The sequence below is a fragment of the Bacillus sp. FSL W8-0920 genome, assembly GCF_038593215.1.
GTDB lineage: Bacteria > Bacillota > Bacilli > Bacillales > Bacillaceae > Bacillus > Bacillus pumilus.
The window spans coordinates 2,632,591-2,647,116 of sequence record NZ_CP151974.1; the positions used below are offsets into that span (position 1 = coordinate 2,632,591).

A 14,526-nucleotide genomic window follows, 5' to 3' on the forward strand; every position below is an offset into this window, starting at 1 on the left:
AAAACGCGATGCGATGAGAAACAAATGTTCTTTCTTTTCTGTCCGTTCATACTTGTCCCGCACGCACCATATATTGAATAGAGTGAGGTGGACAAAATGGATGTGAAGGAAGCTTTTATTCCAAATTTTATTAGCTGTTATTTTATTGCACTTGGGGTCATTTTGGGTGGTGCCATTATAGGCGGTGTTGGTGCTTATTTGTCTGGTCAGCCGCCTTTATCCATTATTACGAGTCTTGCCAACCGTTTAAAGATTTGGGCGCTTGTCGCAGCTATCGGCGGAACGTTTGATGCTGTTTATAGCTTTGAACGAGGTATTTTTGAAGGGAACACGCGTGATATTTTCAAGCAGATTTTATTAATTGTCTCTGCCATGGGCGGTGCGCAAACGGGTTATCTTATTATCACGTGGCTCACACAGGAGCATGTGTCATCATGAGGGTGCCGGAGCTGTACAAACGTCCAGGCTGGCAGCGTTTTTTTGCGGGAATGATGTTTGGCGCGATTGTAAGCTGGCTCATTTTCCTCTTTACATACGGAACCTTTCAGGAAAAGCAGGTGACACTGCTGAGAAGCCAGCAGCACCATATGGACAGTCTGAAAGAACAAATCACACTCTATCGGGAAGATTTGCATAAGTTAAATGAAGATAATAAGAAGCGGCTGCTGATCCAAAGCGTAGATGTCCATCTCGTCAATCGTGAGCAATATAAAATCCCAGAGCCAGATACGCTAAAATTTGAAGATCAGGTCAAGGAGGATATCTCAGAGGTTATTACAAAGGATATTGAAAGTGTCTATAAAACAAAGGAATTATTAAAACGCACGGTCGAAAACAAAGAATATACCATTCGGGAAAAGGCATACCGCGCCAAAGTGACAGAGCTGACAATTTATACAAAGCTTTCACTTGAAGTGCGCATTTCATTTGCTGAATAAATGATCATGTGGAATTTTTATGAATTTCTGCCCTCAATGATCGCTTTTCCCCCTTAATTTTTATACACTAAAAGTAGAACGAGATCTAAAACAGAAAGAGGTGAGGACAATGGAGGTTTATAGCTATCGTCAAATGGCACGAGACAAAGCAAGCCGGATCAAGGACGGCATGTGTGCTTATGCTGAGACAGAAATGATGGCTCATTTAATTAAAAAAGAATTAAAGCATCAAAATCTCCAAGCCTATGAAGATTCAACTGACATCGGCTGCTGGTTTATCCCTGTATGCAAGTAACCCTCTTCTCCATGACAAAAAAAGAGAGAGGGGACTTGAAGCCCCCTCTCTCATGATGATGATTTACATACTTCTTCTAAATCACGCAAAATCTCATCTGCCACGGCCCAATCATAAATAGACGCACCAGCTGCAAGCGGGTGGCCGCCGCCATGATATTTTTTCGCAATGGTATTAATGACGACGCCTTTCGAACGGAATCTAACACGAATCTGATCGTTTTCTTCCACAAAAAAGACCCATGCCTTAATCCCTGCAATATTTCCAAGTGTTCCAACAAGCTGTGAGGCTTGCTGCGCTGTCGTTTGGAACGATTCCAAAATATCCTGCTTAATGAAAACAGAAGCGACCCCATTCTCTGACAAAGAAATATGTTGAAAAATATAGCCATTTAATTTCACGACATTCAGATCCGTCTCATACAATTGATTGAAAAGGTCTGAAGATGAAAATGGATATTCGATCAGTTCACCAGCATATTTGAGCGTCTTTTTCGTCGTGTTTGGGAAAAGGAAGCGGCCTGTGTCTCCTACAATGCCGGCATAAATGAGTTCTGCCGCCTTTGTATTCAGCTGATATCCTTCTTCTTTCCCCTCTAAATACAATTCATAAATCATCTCGCTCACAGAGCTTGCCTCTGTATCTACCCAAAGCAAATCACCATAAGGATCTTCATTTGGATGATGATCAATTTTCATCAGCTTGTCGCCCATTGAATAGCGCTGATCGTCAATTCTTGCTTGATTGGCTGTATCACAGACAATGACAAGGGCATCTTTGTACACGTCATCCGGCACCTCATCAAGTTCATACAAAAATGAAAGGGTTGGCTCCGGGGTTCCTGTCGCATAAATATTTTTTTCTGGATAGGTGGCACGCAAGATTTCCGTAAGGCCGCACTGCGATCCATACGCATCAGGATCTGGTCTTACATGTCTATGAATGATGATGGTGTCATATAATGATATGGTTCTAATCAGTTCTTTTTTCATAAAAACTCCTTCTTATCCGATACTCTTTTTATTATTAAATCATAATCTATCCTGACGGAAAAGTGAGAAATAGACAATTTATTCTAGTAAGCAAGCCTATTTACGTTTAAAATAGGGTTGTAACCACTTACAATGGAGGCTTGGCACATGCTTGTTTTGATTGTGTTTATTATTTGTTCTGCCATGTTTTATTTATACTACAAAGCAAAGAATGTACGTACGAACCGCCCAGTCGAAAAGAAATTCTGGTCGGCGAAATCCAGTATGGCACTTGGCTGCTTTGTCCTGCTCTTCGGTGTGAATCAATTATTTTTAAACCGCTCGTCACTCGCATTTGTCATTGGATTTATTTTTGTTGCTGTCGGTATCGGCAGTACGTGGGCTGGATATAAAGCCTACAAGCATTACCTTCCGCTCTTTTTAAAGGAAGGCGAAAAAGATCACGCATAATAAGAGAGAAGGGCTAAAATGATGTTTATTTTAGCCCTTTGTCTTTTTCAGCAGATTATCCTCTCTCCATGAGCTGCACCATCAGCATGGCTTTACCGACGATATTCGATTGATGATAAACTTCCACTTCCAGCTTTCCAAACTTGCGTCCTACTTCTAAAATATTCGGCTTGATCTGTATCGTGGATTCCATTTGAACCGGTTTTAAGAAGTAGACAGAGAGACTTTCGACAATCAGCTCCCCTTTTTTATGAGACTTTAAGAAGCGATTGGCGGATTCAATTAAAATTTGCGTGAACACGCCATATGAAATGTTTCCGAGCTGGTTTGTCATTTGTGGTGTGACCTCATATTGATACACGGCATCTGCCTTTGGTTTTTCTGTATCGGTCTCTTTAAACCCTCTTGAGACAACATCATCCAGTTTTTCTCCGACCTGCGGCTGCTTTTGAATCATTTGAAGCGCCTTCAGCACGTCCTGACGACTGATCATTCCAATCAGTTTCGCATAATCATCTACAACAGGCAGCACCTCAATGCCTTCCCATACCATCATTTGAGCAGCAGAAGCGACAGAGGTTTTTCCAATGACTGTCAGTGGGTTTTTCGTCATGACCTTTTCAATCGGTGTGGAGCGGTCATGCCCCGCGATATCCTTTGAGGTGAGAATGCCGTGAATTTTCATTTGGTCGTCTGCGACCGGAAAGCGTCCGTGGCCAGTTTCATAGTTCTTTTCATACCATTTTTCAAGCTTATCCTCTGGTGATAAATACACTGTTCGTTCTATCGGCGTTAAAATATCTTCCACAAGCACAATCTCTTTTTTTATGAGTTGGTCATAAATGGCCCGGTTAATGAGAGCTGCTACGGTAAATGTATCGTAGCTTGTCGATAAGATCGGCAGCTCAAGCTCATCTGCGAGCTGAATGATTTCATCATCTGTTGAGAAGCCGCCTGTGACCAGCACAGCTGCTCCTGCCTCTAATGCTTGTCTATGGGCATTGATCCGGTTTCCGACAATTAGCAGGTTTCCAGCTGCCGTATAGCGCATCATCGCATCAAGCTCCATCGCTCCGATGACAAATTTGTTTAATGTTTTATGTAAGCCCGCTCGTCCTCCAAGCACCTGTCCGTCAATCACATTGACCACTTCTGCATATGTCAGTTTTTCAATATTTTCTTTTTTCTTCTGTTCAATTCGAATGGTACCAACTCGTTCAATGGTACTGACGAATCCTTTATTTTCAGCATCCTTGATGGCCCGGTAAGCGGTCCCTTCACTCACTTTCATTTCTTTCGCAATACGCCGGACAGAAATTTTCTCTCCGACTTCTAATGAATCAATATACGATAAAATTTGTTCATGCTTTGTCGCCAATCCCGTTCACCCTTTTTGTTTTCAGCGTTTTCATCTAACTTTCATTATAAGGGCAGGAGGCTTTTAATAGCAATTTGTCTTTTTTCAGCGCGATACATGTAAACAAAAAAGCCGGCATTTGAGTGCCGACTTTTTGCTATGTTGATTAAATCTCGATCGATTCTCCGCTGTTTAACACATGACCGACGCCGCCATGGAGGCTGTCTGCAAATGCATGTGGGTCCTGCTCAATCGGCGGGAATGTGCTGTAGTGAATTGGCACGACTTGCTTCGCCCGAAGCCATTCGGCTGCGATTCTTGCATCGTCCGGTCCCATCGTGAAGTTATCACCGATCGGAAGGAATGCAAGCTCAATATGATTCAGCTCACCGATCAGCTTCATATCTGAAAAGAGTGCAGTGTCTCCGGCATGATAAATCGTTTTGCCCTCTGCGGTAAATAGAATACCTGATGGCATGCCTGTATACGTAATCGTTTTGGCATCTTCATCAATGATAGCAGAACCATGGAACGCTTGAGTGAGCTTCACTTTACCAAATTCAAACTCACGTCCGCCTCCAATCGAAAGCGGGTGCGTTTTCACCCCCTGCCAGCTTAAATAAGTGGCAAGCTCGAATGGCGCAATAACGAGCGCATCATTGTTTTTAGCGATTTCAATGGTGTCACCGACGTGATCTCCATGCCCGTGCGTGAGCAAAATGACATCCGCTTTGACATCTTGCGGTTTGATATCTGTGTGCTTATTTCCATTTAAAAATGGATCAATCCAAATATGGTATCCGTTTGTTTCAATGTGTACGACTGAATGTCCGTGATATGTAGCTTTCATGTGAGTATATCCACCTTTCGAATTTGATCTCATTTCATCTATTCCCTGTATAAAAAACTGAAAAACTTAATGTCTGTGAATGACGTTAAGACCACCTGTTGCTTCAATAACGGTTCCTGTAATCAGATCAGAGCGGTCATCGCATAAAAAGGAAATGATGCGCCCGATATCTTCTCCAGTACCAGACCTGCCAATCGGCGTTTCATCGTCTTTCATCTGGCGCGCTTCTTCTATTGTCGATTCTTTCATGTCTCCAACGATTTTGCCTGGACAAACCATATTGGCTGTGATGCCATTTTCGGCTTCTTCAATCGCAATGGTTTTCGTCAGTGACGCCAGCCCCACTTTTGCTGCTCCGAAGGCTGATCTGTGCATCCATCCCGGCGCATGGTCTGCGCCTTGAAAGCCATATGTGACAATTCGGCCGAAGCTTTGCTTTCTCATCATTGGGATGACCATACGGAACAAATGGAACACAGCAGATAGGTTGCCTTCCATCATTTGATACCATTCATCTTCGGAATAATCCGCTAGTTTTTTTCGTTCAAAAATATAAGGTCCGGCATTGTTAATCAAGGCATCGATCCGCCCAAATCGCTCGGCTGCCAGCTCGACCATATTTTTTAAATCTTCTTTGTTTGTCACGTCACCTTGGACAAATTGAAGCTTCTCTTCATATTGCTGCAATTCTTCTTTCATCTGGCGCACAGCTTCATCATCACTTCGATAATTTACTGTCACAGAATACCCCATATTCAGTAAAGACTCGGTGACTTTCCTGCCAAGTCCCTTAGAACCCGCTGTTATTAATGCGTGTCGCACACAATCTCCTCCTAAAACAAAGGTTGCAAGTTCATGTGTTTCTTTTGTTATCTTTACTTTACTATAAACCAGCATCTGGCGCACTTATGAACCCTTTCTGCTATTTCTATTTAGAATGAAAAAATGAAGGATGATTCATCCACTTTTGGATATCCCACGAGCCATGAATATCAAGAAGCAGCGAAACAAAACGGTAGCATTCTCTCACCTCATAAAGCTGGCGAGGAAGCGGGCAAATCTCTTCATAGCCCAACTGAACATCGTGTGCAGCTTCTTTCGTCAAAAGGTATTCCAATGCAATAAAATCAAACGCAGCTGGTCCAAATACGACGTATTCCGTATCAACTAGACTCGTCACTTGATCATACTTTTCAATATATTGCGACGGATCTAAATCAATTAAAATGAGACTGGCTGAATCAGGAGGACTGAGGTGGTCTAGCTTTTGCTGCACCATTTCTCCATAGCACTGAAATTCAGGCTGATCAGCGTAATAGCGGCTTATAAGTTTAGACACAGCCCTTTTTAAAAGAGCATGGAATTCACTCAAATGTCTCTTTTCTGCTCCGTATATAGTACCGAAGGAGTGAGTTCGATGTGAATGAAGATGTGCTAGTTTCCTCCCGTAATCCAAATAGAAATCTGATGAACGTCCCTTAAAAGATGTTAAAGGTGTTCCTTCTACTTTTTCCATGACATCATAATGTCTCCCCGCCATCTTCACTTTACGAACAACTTCCGGAATATGAAAGGAATTCGTCAGAGCCAGCTTTTCATTGATTTGATCGAGATGCTCTTGTCCCATATCGGCATTGACCCCATAGATCATGTTGATCCCATATACAAATTCACTTTCTGCTTTTGTCATTTTAGGAGATTTCACCACATATTCCGTTTTGTCTTGTAAGGAGATCAGCCACACATCATTGGCCCGTCCGTCGTACTGTTCTCCTAACGTCTTAACTGAGGCGATGGGCTGGTCAAACAAAGCCTGAAGCGTTTTCTTCATGAACTGCTGTCACTCCCTCTTTAGCTTGGCACTGGTATGCTTTCAACTTCTCTAATGATGATCAATTTCCTTGTTCCATTACAAAAAACCATCCGTATAAACGAATGGTTTTGGTCAGTTATGCTAGGCAGGCTTTTGCTTTTTCTAAAGCGAGCTGAATTTGTTTAAATCCAGTTCCACCTGCGCTTGTTCTTTTTTCAACAGCAACATAAGGATCAAGAACGGTGTAAATGTCTTCTTCAAAAAGATCGCTCGCTTCTGTAAATGTCTCAAACGGAAGATCACTTAAGTAGATGCCTTTTTGAATGCATGTATACACGAGCTTGCCAACGATTTCGTGTGCTTCACGGAATGGCATGCCTTTTTTCGCAAGGTAGTCTGCCACTTCGGTCGCATTTGAGAAATCTTCTTTCGTTGCTTTTTTCATGACATCTTCGTTCACTGTCATTGTTTGAATCATGCCTGTGAAGATTTGCAGGCTGCCGGCGATGGTTTTGACTGTATCAAACATGCCTTCTTTATCTTCTTGCAGGTCTTTGTTATACGTAAGCGGCAAGCCTTTCATAATGGTGAGAAGCCCCATCAGGTTGCCATATACACGGCCTGTTTTCCCGCGGATCAATTCTGCCATATCCGGGTTTTTCTTTTGCGGCATCATGCTGCTGCCTGTTGCATATGTGTCATCAAGCTCAATGAATTTGAATTCTTGAGAGCACCATAAAATGATTTCCTCACAAAGACGTGAGAGGTGCATCATGACAAGGCTGCTGTTAGACAAGAACTCTAAAATGAAATCCCGATCACTTACGCCATCAAGGCTGTTTTCGTAAATATGATCAAAACCAAGCAGCTCCGCTGTATATTCACGATCAATTGGGAATGTCGTTCCTGCTAGCGCCCCGCATCCAAGTGGAGACACGTTAATTCGCTTCAAAGAATCTTGGAAACGCGCTTTGTCACGCTCTAGCATCCAGAAATAGGCGAGCATATGATGTGCAAAGGAAATAGGCTGTGCACGCTGTAAGTGCGTATAACCTGGAAAAATCGTTTCAACGTGCTGTTCTGCTTTTTCCACAAGCACTGTTTGAAAGGAAGAGATCAGTTCAATGATATGCTCTACTTGGTTATTCAAATATAAATGCATATCAGTGGCAACCTGATCATTCCGGCTTCTCGCTGTATGCAATTTGCCGCCAAGCGGACCAATCTCATCAATGAGCATTTTTTCAAGGTTTAAATGGATGTCCTCATAATCCACTGAGAATTCGAGTTCATTTGCCTCTGCCTTTTTCATGAGCGTATTCAATCCATCTTTAATGGCAGCGGCCTCGTCATCGCCCAGGATACCGCATGTATTCAGCATACTTGCATGAGCAAGGGAGCCGGTCAGATCTTCTTTGACTAATTGTTTGTCGAAATGAATGGATGCGCCAAACTCATCGACCCATTTTTCTGGTGTTTTTTGAAATCGGCCTCCCCAAAGCTTTTTCATGCTTTAACCTGCTCCTTTTTATTCACGATGCTGTTCACTTTTGTTGGTAAGCCCCAAAGGTTAATAAATCCTACCGCTGCATCATGATCGAATTCATCTGCTTTTGTGTAAGTTGCTAAATTTTCATCATAAAGTGAATATGGTGATTTACGTCCTTCAACAATGGCATGGCCTTTAAATAGTTTTACACGTACAACACCTGTTACGTTCTGTTGTGTTTCTTGTAAGAAAGCATCTAGTGCTCCTTTAAGAGGTGAGAACCATAATCCGTTGTATATTAATTCAGCCATTTTTTGTTCAACGATTGGCTTAAAGTGTGCGACTTCCTTCACTAGCGTTAAGTCTTCAAGCTCTTTATGTGCTTTTAGAAGTGTGACAGCACCTGGGCATTCGTACACTTCACGAGATTTAATGCCTACAAGACGGTTTTCAACGTGGTCGATTCTGCCAACCCCATGCTGACCAGCGACTTCATTTAAATGAAGAATAAGATCTGATAAGGAATACTGAATACCATCAATAGCTGTTGGTTTTCCTTTTTCAAACGTGATTTCAATGATTTCAGGTGTGTCAGGTGTTTTTTCAAGTGGCGTCGTTAAATCATACGCTCCTTCTGGCGGTGCAGCCCAAGGATCTTCTAAAATGCCGCACTCGTTACTTCTGCCCCAAAGGTTTTGGTCGATTGAATATGGGCTGTCTAAGTTAATCGGAATTGGAATACCATGTTTTTGTGCATAATCGATTTCTTCATCACGAGACCATTTCCACTCACGCACTGGTGCAAGAACTTCTAGGTCTGGATTCAACGCTTTAATGGATACTTCAAAACGGACTTGGTCGTTTCCTTTTCCAGTACATCCGTGCGCAACCGCTACTGCATTTTCTTTCTCTGCGACTTCCACTAGTTTTTTTGCAATAAGTGGACGAGATAATGCAGATACAAGCGGATATTTCCCTTCATACATTGTGTGTGCTTGTAAGGCAGTTAGTGCAAATTCCTCTGCGAATTCTTCTTTTGCGTCAATCATGTAAGACTGAACCGCTCCGACTTGAAGTGCTTTTTGTTGAACGAATGCTAAGTCTTTTCCTTCACCTACGTCTAGGCAGCAAGCGACGACTTCGTATCCTTGCTCTTGTAACCATTTAACTGCAACAGAGGTATCAAGACCTCCGGAATATGCTAATACGACTTTTTTATTTTGTGACATGATTGAAAAGCTCCTCTCACTTGTTTTGATTCTGTGAATGTTTTTTTTGCATAAAAATAAGTTTTAATTTATAAACATGCATTTAGTATGTATACACTGTAACAAGGAAAAATTGTTTTTTCAACCCCTTTATGAAAAAAACTCCGCCAAATTTTCTTGGCAGAGTCATTTTGGGCTATTTTTGATCCTTTTCAAGCTCTCGTAAGACGTGAGGAAGCTCTGGAATGATGAGTTTTGTCATGGCTAAACGAACAGCTCCAGTAGAGCCTGGTGTGGCAAAGACGGCTTTTTGATTGACGACCCCTGCCGCTGCCCGGGACAACATAGCGGCTGAACCGATGTCTTCTGTATAGCTTAGCATGCGGAAAATTTCGCCAAAGCCAGGCAGCTCCTTGGAGAAAAGCGGGGTGATCGCTTCAATGGTGACATCCCTTGCGGCAATTCCTGTGCCTCCGTTTAACAAGACGGCATCTATTTTGGGTTCGCTTGTTCCCTCTAGCACAGCGTCTTGGATCGCTCCAATGTCATCTTTTACAATATCATATGCAAGAATGAGATGTCCCTGTTCTTTAAGCAAATCAATCATCAGACGGCCGCTTTTATCTGTTTCTTTCGTTCTTGTATCACTGACCGTAATGACTTTCACATAAAGCCTCGCTTTCGCCTCACGTTTATGTTCTGTCACGCCCATTTTCGCACCGCTCCCTTTTGCTTCGTATTGGACAACATTATAGCATGCTGCTTTTAACAGAAAAAAGCTCTTTTCCTTATTGGAAAAGAGCTTCTTCATTTTGATTACGCTAAGCGCATAACGTCTCTTGCAATCATGACTTCTTCGTTCGTTGGAATAACGATCACTTTTACAGGAGAGTGCGGGTAGCTGATGAATGCTTCTTCGCCTCTCATGTTGTTAAGAGAAGGATCCCAGTAAACGCCCATGAATTCTAGACCACGAAGGACACGTGCTCTTACTTCTGAACTGTTTTCACCGATTCCAGCTGTGAAGATGATCGCATCTACGCCATTCATTCTCGCTGCATAAGAACCGATATATTTATGAATACGGCTTGCAAAAATATCAAGAGCTACTTCTGCACGGTCGTTTCCTTCTTCTGTTGCTTCTTCAATATCACGAAGGTCACTTGATAGACCAGACACACCTAAAAGACCACTCTTCTTATTCAAAGTTGAAAGTACTTCTTCAGCTGTATGTCCTGTTTTCTCCATAATAAATGGAATAAGGGCAGGGTCAATGTTACCTGAACGTGTTCCCATTGCAACACCCGCAAGCGGCGTGAAGCCCATTGAAGTATCGATTGATCTTCCGCCTTCAACTGCTGCGATACTCGCACCATTTCCAAGGTGACAAGAGATCAGACGAAGCTCTTCAAGAGGACGGCCTAATAGCTCTGATGCACGCTCTGTTACGAACTTATGGCTTGTCCCGTGGAATCCGTATTTACGAATACCAAAGTTTTTGTAGTAGTCGTACGGAAGGCTGTATAGGTAAGACTGCTCTGGCATTGTTTGGTGGAAAGCTGTATCGAACACAGCAATCGCTGGTACGTCAGGCAGAATTTGTTTGAATGCTTTGATTCCTACAACGTTTGCAGGGTTGTGCAGTGGTGCTAGCTCTGAAAGCTGATCAATGTCATTGATGACTTCATCAGTTAAAAGAACAGAGTCGCTGAATTTCTCTCCACCGTGAACAACACGGTGTCCTACGCCATCAATTTCATTAAAGTCTTTGATGATGTTAAATTCAATTAGTTTTTCAAGTAGCATTTTAACCGCTACTGCATGATCTGGAATATCTGTGACTTCTGTTTTCTTTTCTCCATCTACAGAAATCGTGAAGATACTGTTGTCCATTCCGATTCTTTCAACAAGACCTTTTGTTAAAACGGTTTCTTCTGGCATGTCGAACAATTGGAATTTAAGAGATGAGCTTCCTGCGTTGATTGCAATAATTTTAGACATTCTTGTCGCTCCTTTTACTCAGTTGTTATATAAGGTTTCACGTTTTTTCCGGTGCTATATTCAACCTGTATGACGGGTCTTTTATAGTTTAACGATAAGTCCGAAAAATATCTGACTTTTTCATTTAAACATTGAAAACTTTGCATTTCAAGTGCACCTTCGAACTGTTATCGCTTACATCGATAAGTCGATATTTTCTGAATAATAAAAAAGCCAGACATCACTCTGGCTATTCTTTCGTTTCTTTTTCTTCTATAAACCATTGGTCTAATTTTCTCATTACACCCAACATTGATTCTTTTTGTGAGAAAGACGGCAGATTGGCAAACAGCATCCGTTTTGGTGCTTCGAGCCCTTCCTTTTTCTTTTGCATCACAAACAAGCTTTTGGCGTGCTTTTTGTCCTTGAACATGGAGACCGGCAGCTGAATTAATGCATTCATATATGCATGATCTTTGATAAAGTCCTTTAATTGCACGCTTTCTTTTCCTTCAAACAAATCGTTTGGAATGATGAAGAACAAGAAGCCGCCTTCTTTTGTATAACGAAGGCTTTGTTCAATAAATAAATAATGCGCAAAGGCATGTCCTTCTTTTGCCTTTAATTCATAGTCTGCTGCACGCTCATCATTTGGATAATAACCAACTGGCAGACTGCATACAGTGACATCTACTGGAGAGATCAAAAGCGGCTCAAGACTGTCTTGATGGAAAAGCTCGACTTCCTTCTCTTCCAAGTTCGCCTGTGCCCATGCAATTTTAATGAGGACATCATCAATTTCAGACGCAAAGCCGCGCTTTGTTTCTGCAGTCAGATTATTTAAGACAGCAAGCAGTAAGTTCCCTGTTCCTGCTGCTGGATCAAAGACAACTAGCTCTTTTTGTCCTTCTAAAAATTTATTCACCAAGTAGCTGACAAACAGCCCGATCGTATCTGGTGTCATCTGACGATTTGGATGGGAAATATCCTTTTGTCCTTTCAATACGGCGAGCTGAAACGCTTTACGAATCTGCTCATGATCATAAGAGGCAAAATCTGCTTTCTCTATTAAATCCTTTAGTAAACCGTCTCGATCATTTGCTTGGAAAAAGGCTTCTCCTGCTTCAGCTAATGCCTCAATATAGGAAATGCTTTGGTCCTTTTTTAATCGAATAGAAGCTGTATCGAGCAGCTCGAAAATCGTACTTACTTGATCTTTCTGCAATGCTTTTCTCTCCTCGCTTTGTTAAAAGCTATATGTTCTCATTGAAAAGAGCCCCAGTATGAAGCCGGAGCTCTTGTCGATGCTGCTTTTATAACAGTGATTTTGCAGCTTCAATGGCTTTTTCATAATTTGGGTGATTCGTTGCTTCGCTTACGTATTCAGTGTAAACCACTTTCCCATTAGGGTCTAATACGAAAACTGCACGCGCCAATAAACGCAATTCTTTCATATACACACCGAATGCTTCACCAAATGACATATCTCTGTGATCAGATAATGTTTCGACATTTTCAATTCCGTTTGCTCCGCACCAGCGTGCTTGTGCAAATGGAAGATCTGCACTAATTGTATAGATATTGACCGGACCTAAACCGGCTGCCTCTTCATTGAAACGTCTTGTTTGTGCGTCACACACACCTGTATCAATAGAAGGAATCACTGAGATGATCGTCACTTTTCCTGTTAAATCAGAAAGTGAAACTTCCCCTAGTGAGTTCGTTAATACCGTGAAATCCGGAGCCTGCTCGCCTACTTTTACTTCATTTCCTACAAGCGTGACAGAACTCCCTTTAAATGTGATCGATGCCAAAACAATTCCTCCCTTATCAAATGTATGGTTCTATCATAGTAGAGAAAGCAAAAAACTGCAAAGCCTAATCTTCGCTTTTGAAAAAAAAGTTAACTGCAGCGCAGCTAACTTTTTAAAGGTCTATGTCATCTAGTTTTCGTTCTTTATGACGGTTCTCCCGTTCATCCTTCTTAAACATGTGCTGAAGACGTTCAATTGCTTGAGGAGCAGAATCCAATATTTTATCAAGCAGATGTGTATGTTCATCCAAATGAAGCATTCGAACGCCGTTTGTTCCGACAATTAAGAAGGCGATTGGTGTAATAGACACACCTCCGCCGCTTCCTCCGCCAAATGGGAGTCTCGGTTCTTTTCGTTCTTGATCATCAGAACGTTTTTCTTTCTTTTGGTTCCCGTTAAATTCACTGCCGCCGGCTGCAAATCCAAAACCAACCTTCGACACAGTGAGGATGACACTGCCGTCAGGGGTTTCGACTGGATCGCCGATGATCGTATTTACATCTATCATTTCTTTTAAGTTTTCCATCGCTGTCTTCATAAGACCTTGGATTGGATGATCTGCCATTTTCGGGTTCCTCCTTAAACAGATGATTCATTCTTCGTTGCTTGAAGAGAGGCATTTTTTCTCGCCTTTCTTCCTTTTAACCAATGAACAAGTAAACGAATGGCTGCAAGCATAGCATGTCCAATACGAAAATAAGCTATACATGTAAACTGGGTCTGTGACACATTGTGCTGAAAGGCAGGAATGACTTCATATACCGGTTTATGCTTAAAGGTGAGATGCTCCTGCATAAAGGCAAGTAGTGCTCCTTTCACTGACCATACACCGCCGGCTGCTACACCTGTCAAAGCGGCGTCATGAAAGCCGATCCATGTTGACCAGTGAAACGATACAATTCTCATGCGAATGAAGAATTTACGCATGATCCGGTTTAAATCGACGATCTCTTTTGTGATGCGCTCCATTTGATGAAGGATCTGCTTCATATCACGTTTTCCCACTTTTTTATGTATGGATTCTTTTTCGTGACTAGGGGTTTTGGCGCTCGCCATTTTCTTTTCACGTATATCAATCGTTTGATCCTCTGGATTGACCCTCACCATCGGAATGTCTTTTTTGAGTCTGATGATTCCATATAAGGTGATGATCTTCAGTGCAAGATGGTCATCGTCATTTGCATGTGAATAATCCAGTGAAATGGTCACTTTCATGAAGATTAATAAGATTCCAAGGAACAAAAAAGCTGCGATCCAAACGTAAAGCACTGTGCTCACTTCCTTCATAACAAATGATGCTTCCTCTACGATTATGGCTCTCATTCTGGATTTTATACCCA

General features: G+C 42.0%; 17 protein-coding genes. 4 read left to right on the forward strand and 13 right to left on the reverse strand.

Annotated elements, in window-relative coordinates:
• Window positions 1-96: 96 nt before the first annotated feature.
• The 3 genes from NSS78_RS13310 (at window position 97) to NSS78_RS13320 (ending at window position 1,233) form a co-directional block, all read left to right on the forward strand.
• On the forward strand, window positions 97-438 hold the full coding sequence (locus tag NSS78_RS13310) for a YtrH family sporulation protein (protein ID WP_034661856.1): 342 nt from the start codon (window positions 97-99) through the stop codon (window positions 436-438).
• Window positions 435-938, forward strand: a complete 504-nt coding sequence (gene ytrI / locus NSS78_RS13315) for a sporulation membrane protein YtrI (protein ID WP_003216226.1) — start codon at window positions 435-437, stop codon at window positions 936-938. Before NSS78_RS13310 ends, ytrI begins: the two co-directional genes overlap by 4 nt.
• A gap of 109 nt (window positions 939-1,047) precedes the next feature.
• A complete protein-coding gene (locus tag NSS78_RS13320; RefSeq protein WP_003216400.1) occupies window positions 1,048-1,233 on the forward strand; it encodes a hypothetical protein in 186 nt (61 codons plus the stop codon).
• 50 nt (window positions 1,234-1,283) lie between these two features.
• Here the strand turns inward: NSS78_RS13320 and NSS78_RS13325 are convergent, their stop codons facing one another.
• Window positions 1,284-2,225, reverse strand: a complete 942-nt coding sequence (locus NSS78_RS13325; protein ID WP_044139298.1) for a bifunctional oligoribonuclease/PAP phosphatase NrnA — start codon at window positions 2,223-2,225, stop codon at window positions 1,284-1,286.
• 147 nt (window positions 2,226-2,372) lie between these two features.
• Between NSS78_RS13325 and NSS78_RS13330 the strand changes: the two genes are divergently transcribed.
• Window positions 2,373-2,675 (forward strand): YtpI family protein, encoded by a 303-nt coding sequence (locus NSS78_RS13330; RefSeq protein ID WP_003216665.1) that lies wholly within the window; start codon window positions 2,373-2,375, stop codon window positions 2,673-2,675.
• 55 nt (window positions 2,676-2,730) lie between these two features.
• Here the strand turns inward: NSS78_RS13330 and NSS78_RS13335 are convergent, their stop codons facing one another.
• The 12 genes from NSS78_RS13335 to NSS78_RS13390 form a co-directional block, all read right to left on the reverse strand.
• Window positions 2,731-4,053, reverse strand: a complete 1,323-nt coding sequence (locus NSS78_RS13335; RefSeq protein ID WP_003216834.1) for a CBS domain-containing protein — start codon at window positions 4,051-4,053, stop codon at window positions 2,731-2,733.
• A gap of 145 nt (window positions 4,054-4,198) precedes the next feature.
• Complete coding sequence (locus NSS78_RS13340) at window positions 4,199-4,882, reverse strand: metal-dependent hydrolase (protein WP_321999455.1); 684 nt, start codon at window positions 4,880-4,882, stop codon at window positions 4,199-4,201.
• 66 nt (window positions 4,883-4,948) lie between these two features.
• The gene (locus NSS78_RS13345; RefSeq protein ID WP_050943582.1) at window positions 4,949-5,704 is read right to left on the reverse strand and encodes an SDR family oxidoreductase; all 756 of its coding nucleotides are present in this window, start codon (window positions 5,702-5,704) and stop codon (window positions 4,949-4,951) included.
• A gap of 106 nt (window positions 5,705-5,810) precedes the next feature.
• Entirely contained in the window at window positions 5,811-6,713 is a 903-nt protein-coding gene (locus NSS78_RS13350; protein ID WP_335353033.1) for an aminoglycoside phosphotransferase family protein, read from the reverse strand.
• Window positions 6,714-6,831: 118 nt separating this feature from the next.
• Window positions 6,832-8,205: an argininosuccinate lyase gene (argH, locus tag NSS78_RS13355; RefSeq protein ID WP_003216440.1), complete on the reverse strand. Its 1,374-nt coding sequence runs from the start codon at window positions 8,203-8,205 to the stop codon at window positions 6,832-6,834.
• Complete coding sequence (locus NSS78_RS13360; protein ID WP_003216486.1) at window positions 8,202-9,413, reverse strand: argininosuccinate synthase; 1,212 nt, start codon at window positions 9,411-9,413, stop codon at window positions 8,202-8,204. Before NSS78_RS13360 ends, argH begins: the two co-directional genes overlap by 4 nt.
• Before the next feature lie 175 nt (window positions 9,414-9,588).
• Entirely contained in the window at window positions 9,589-10,104 is a 516-nt protein-coding gene (locus NSS78_RS13365; RefSeq protein ID WP_034620671.1) for a MogA/MoaB family molybdenum cofactor biosynthesis protein, read from the reverse strand.
• Window positions 10,105-10,208: 104 nt separating this feature from the next.
• A complete protein-coding gene (locus tag NSS78_RS13370; RefSeq protein ID WP_003216471.1) occupies window positions 10,209-11,393 on the reverse strand; it encodes an acetate kinase in 1,185 nt (394 codons plus the stop codon).
• Between the two features lie 229 nt (window positions 11,394-11,622).
• Complete coding sequence (locus NSS78_RS13375; protein ID WP_003216620.1) at window positions 11,623-12,597, reverse strand: class I SAM-dependent methyltransferase; 975 nt, start codon at window positions 12,595-12,597, stop codon at window positions 11,623-11,625.
• A gap of 88 nt (window positions 12,598-12,685) precedes the next feature.
• Window positions 12,686-13,186 (reverse strand): thiol peroxidase, encoded by a 501-nt coding sequence (gene tpx, locus NSS78_RS13380; protein WP_003216787.1) that lies wholly within the window; start codon window positions 13,184-13,186, stop codon window positions 12,686-12,688.
• Between the two features lie 112 nt (window positions 13,187-13,298).
• Complete coding sequence (ytfJ, locus tag NSS78_RS13385; protein WP_003216488.1) at window positions 13,299-13,751, reverse strand: GerW family sporulation protein; 453 nt, start codon at window positions 13,749-13,751, stop codon at window positions 13,299-13,301.
• A gap of 14 nt (window positions 13,752-13,765) precedes the next feature.
• On the reverse strand, window positions 13,766-14,473 hold the full coding sequence (locus NSS78_RS13390; RefSeq protein ID WP_050943578.1) for a DUF2953 domain-containing protein: 708 nt from the start codon (window positions 14,471-14,473) through the stop codon (window positions 13,766-13,768).
• Window positions 14,474-14,526: the final 53 nt, after the last annotated feature.